The organism is Methylocaldum sp., from assembly GCF_035627495.1.
Classification (GTDB): domain Bacteria; phylum Pseudomonadota; class Gammaproteobacteria; order Methylococcales; family Methylococcaceae; genus Methylocaldum.
Map to the genome: position 1 here is coordinate 1 of NZ_DASPLO010000204.1, position 3,520 is coordinate 3,520.

Consider the following 3,520-nt stretch of genomic DNA (forward strand, 5'->3'; position numbering starts at 1 on the left):
TGCGTCAACGTATAGTTGATCTGGGTCACCAGCAAGTATTGGCAGTAATCCAGACGTGTGATGGGCTTCTTTTCCATCCCGCTCTGACGCGCTCCGCTCCAACAAGTGCCCTCCCAATCCCAGTTTTTGCGTAAGTCCTAAGGAAAAAATAATAAAACCAGATATATGTATGAATTTACTTCATATCGGATACGCCTGTAAACGCTGTCTTTGCGGCACAACCACGCGTAATTCAAAGTGCGGAAAAGTTTTTGCTTATTCATTCGTCAACCCTTCCTTTATATAATGCATGGCTGTTTTGACTGGGGGCTTCGTGCTGCTTGACGGCAGTTGCGTAGAAGTTTTTTAAAAACATCGAAGAGGGCTTAGCTTTGTTACGCGCACTCGTTTCACTCTCGCTGCTATTTCTTTTGCCCGGCTTGGCGTCGGCCGAGGAATCGGACGTCTTGGGGCTGACCGGCACGCATCGGGGCCTTTACTGTGTCTTGGTCTTCATTATTGCCTACGCATTTGTGATGACCGAAGAATTTACCCATTTGCGAAAATCGAAACCGGTTATCCTCGCCGCCGGCATCATTTGGGCGCATGTGGCTTACCTAGCTGCCAGCAACAGTGTTCCGCCCGAGCAGGTGCACAAGGCTTTCGAGCACGACCTGCGCGAGTACGCCGAGTTGTTCCTATTTTTGCTAGTGGCCATGACGTACATCAATGCCATGGCCGAGCGAAACGTGTTCGAGGCCCTTCGCTCCTGGCTGGTGAGCCGCAAATTCGGTTATCGCAAGCTTTTTTGGATCACTGGCGTGATCACGTTTTTCCTGTCCTCGGTGGCCGACAATCTAACTTCCGCTCTTTTGGTGGGAGCTGTGGTGATGGCTGTCGGTGCCAACAGTCCGCGCTTCGTGGCTTTGGGCTTTATCAATCTGGTCAGTGCGGCCAATGCGGGTGGCGCCTTCAGCCCTTTCGGCGATATCACCACATTAATGGTCTGGCAGGCCGGTAAGGCGGAGTTCTTCGACTTTTTCGCTCTTTTCGTTCCGTCGGTGGTGAACTTCGTGGTTCCGGCCGCGATCATGCACTTCGCAATCCCGGACGAAGCGCCGAGCTTCCCCGAGGAAGAGCAGGTCAAGATGAAGGACGGCGCACTGGTCATTTGCGGCTTGTTCGCTCTCACCATTACGACCGCCGTTAGCTTCAAGCAATTTTTGCATCTTCCGCCGTTCCTGGGCATGATGGTGGGTCTCTCCTTCCTGATGTTCTACGGCTACCGTTTGAAGCTGCTATTCAGCGCCGACAATGGGAAGTTCGACGTATTCGCCAATGTCCGCGATGCGGAATGGGACACTTTGCTGTTCTTCTTCGGCGTGGTCTTCGCGGTTGGCGGTTTAGGTTACATCGGTTACTTGGAATTGGCTTCCGTGGCTATGTACGACGGGCTCGGGGCGACGACGGCCAACATCCTGATCGGTGTGCTGTCGGCTATCGTCGATAACATCCCGGTCATGTTTGCGGTACTGAGCATGAATCCCGACATGGACATTTACCAGTGGATGCTTGTGACCTTGACCGCCGGCGTGGGTGGGACCATGTTGTCCATCGGTTCGGCTGCGGGTGTGGCCCTCATGGGAACTTCCCGTGGCATGTATACCTTTTTCAGCCATCTACGCTGGACGCCGGCTATCATTGCCGGGTATGCCGCGAGCATTTTGACCCACTATTGGATCAACGGCTAACGCCGGTTTCAATCCCTTTAAAAAGGCGTAGTCGTCATGTGCGGCTACGCCTTTTTTTGTGGTCCGGCGCGCGCTTCTCCCAGGCATCGAGCAAGATCGCCACCAGCATATCGGCGAGCACGTTCACGCCGGACCGCAGTCGTGCGAGGATCCAGTCGACCGGTGCGATCAAAGGTATGGCAGCCGCCACTACAGTCTCGGGTAAGCCCGAAGCACTCAGCACCAGCGGGAGGATGATTAATCCTGCTTCTGGAATTCCGGCGACGCCGACGCCGGCCATAAGCGCCGAGAGCACGATTATGGCCTGTTGCCCGGCTCCAAGCGCGTAACCCAAGGCCTGTGCCAGGAACAGCGCTGCCATGGCCTCGTATAAAGTGATGCCATCGTTATTAAGGTTTGTGCCGGCGCAAACAGCGATACGCGCGGACGAGTCCGAGACGCCGATGTTTCGCAGACAACGCAAGGTAACAGGCATGGCCGCCAAGCTACTGTTCGCCGATAAGCCGGTCAAAATGGCGTCGGCGCTTTGCTTCAGGTAGATGTGCGGCGATGTTCCACCTGCAAGCCACGCTGCTAAGGGATAATAAAGTAGACCTTGAAGACACAGCCCGAGGGCTATGACTCCGAGAAACCCGCCTAAATCGGCAAAAATTTCCAGGCCGGTTTTCCCTACGACCTGGGCTACCAGGCCGAACACGGCGAGCGGGACGGCTTCGACGACCCAGCCAAGCGCCTTGGCTAAAACCTGGTAGGCCGACGATACAAATCCTTCCAACGGACGGATGTCCGCAATATCGCTCTCACCTTGGCGATCTTTAAGCCAGCGCAGGGCGGCGCCGAATAGCAGGGCGAGAAGAACTACCGAGATCACGTTGTTGCCAGCGAGCGGCTCGATCAGGCTTTGAGGGATGTAGACGCCGAGGTTCTGCAATGGGTTGAGAGAGGCGGTCGGCACCGATTTCAAGCTGCCGGAAGCGGGGTTTCCGGAAACTTGGGCGGTGAGTTGCTCGATCCGGTCCCGCCACGCCAGCCCCGGCTCGATCACGTTCATCAAGAACAATCCGATGGCACAGGCCACCGAGACATTGATCAGGCAAATCGTCACGAGCCGTCCTCCGCTTTTTGCGGATATATGGGTTCGCGTAAATGCATCGAGAATAGCGAAAAGAATGAGCGGTACGGCAAGTGCCTTCAGCAGTCGGATCACGAGCATTCCGAGTTGGCCGAGATGGTCGTTTCGAAGACCCCAAAGATAAGGTTCATCGCCTCCGACGACGCCGAGTAATGCACCCAAGGCGACGCCTATCAGTACACGCATGGATAAGGGCCATCGTTTGTTTTTCATGTTTTAAGCTTTTTCAATCGAAAGAATCGGTACCGGCGTCTCGTTCAAAGCCAAGACGGCTGGGCTAGCTTAAGACGATGCCCCGGACAGTCCAAGGGGGAGCGGGCGAAGTGCTTATTAGGCTTGATCCAGCGCTTGGGTGCGGCTCCGCTCTGCCGCCTGCGCTAGGGGTTTGTCCCGATTGACGGCGCTTTTGGTTATTGCTTACATGAATTTGATGTCAAGACGCTGTGGAAGGTTTTCTCGGATTTGCCGCACTCGGCTCTGGCAGCTGCCAGGATGGCGGGCGACGAAGCTTCGGTGGCTAGGTTCTGTTGACATTTCAACGCAACCAGATGAGTGCTGAGACGAAGCGAAGAAAGCCCATGAAGTTACGCTGCAATTTTTCGAAGCGGGCAAAGATTCTTCGGAAGTGTTTGATTTTGCCAAAGAAGCATTTGATCAA

Annotated in this window: 2 protein-coding genes; one reads left to right on the forward strand and one right to left on the reverse strand. The window is 54.9% G+C overall.

Annotated features, from left to right (window positions below; all coding sequences use genetic code 11):
• The first annotated feature begins 371 nt into the window (after positions 1-371).
• Positions 372-1,730, forward strand: a complete 1,359-nt coding sequence (nhaD, locus tag VEB01_RS19930) for a sodium:proton antiporter NhaD (protein WP_324878542.1) — start codon at positions 372-374, stop codon at positions 1,728-1,730.
• A 34-nt stretch (positions 1,731-1,764) separates the two neighbouring features.
• Here nhaD and VEB01_RS19935 read toward each other — a convergent pair whose 3' ends face one another.
• The gene (locus VEB01_RS19935; protein ID WP_324878544.1) at positions 1,765-3,048 is read right to left on the reverse strand and encodes a dicarboxylate/amino acid:cation symporter; all 1,284 of its coding nucleotides are present in this window, start codon (positions 3,046-3,048) and stop codon (positions 1,765-1,767) included.
• Positions 3,049-3,520 lie beyond the last annotated feature (472 nt).